The organism is Lactobacillus sp. 23-2 (assembly GCF_044902225.1).
Taxonomy (GTDB): domain Bacteria; phylum Bacillota; class Bacilli; order Lactobacillales; family Lactobacillaceae; genus Lactobacillus; species Lactobacillus absianus.
The window spans coordinates 1-554 of record NZ_JAOQBX010000071.1 but is presented as its reverse complement, the minus strand read 5'-3'; the positions used below and the strand labels follow the sequence as shown (position 1 = coordinate 554).

At 46.2% G+C, this 554-nt stretch carries 1 rRNA gene; it reads right to left on the bottom strand.

What is annotated here, in order from left to right:
• Window positions 1-281 (bottom strand): 23S ribosomal RNA (locus OCH80_RS10195); the annotation flags it as partial.
• Window positions 282-554 lie beyond the last annotated feature (273 nt).

The following is a 554-nucleotide window of genomic DNA, read 5'->3' as shown; positions in this document are numbered from 1 at the left end:
AATCTGCCGGTTTGGGCTCTTTCCCGTTCGCTCGCCGCTACTAAGGAAATCGAATTTCTTTCTCTTCCTGCAGCTACTTAGATGTTTCAGTTCACTGCGTGTTCCCTCCATGAGCTATGTATTCACTCATGGATGACATGCCTTCGCATGCCGGGTTCCCCCATTCGGATACCTCCGGATCACAGCCTACTTACGGCTACCCGAAGACTTTCGTGGTTCGTCACGTCCTTCATCGGCTTCCAGTGCCCAGGCATTCACCGTGCGCCCTTCTTCACTTGACCTCTATCAAGTCTTAGTTCTTTCGAACTCTCTCTCGGTCGCTTTGCAATCTATTCATTGTCTACAATGATGTCTCGGTTTTTTCTTGGATTAAGTATTCAGTTTTCAACGTACAAGTTTGAGAGTTGATACTCTCAAAACTAAACAAAGTTTCTTTTCAGTGTGCTTCCGTAACATGATGAATTTCTATTAGCATCTCTGCTCTCCATTCATCTGTCTATCCTTAGAAAGGAGGTGATCCAGCCGCAGGTTCTCCTACGGCTACCTTGTTACGA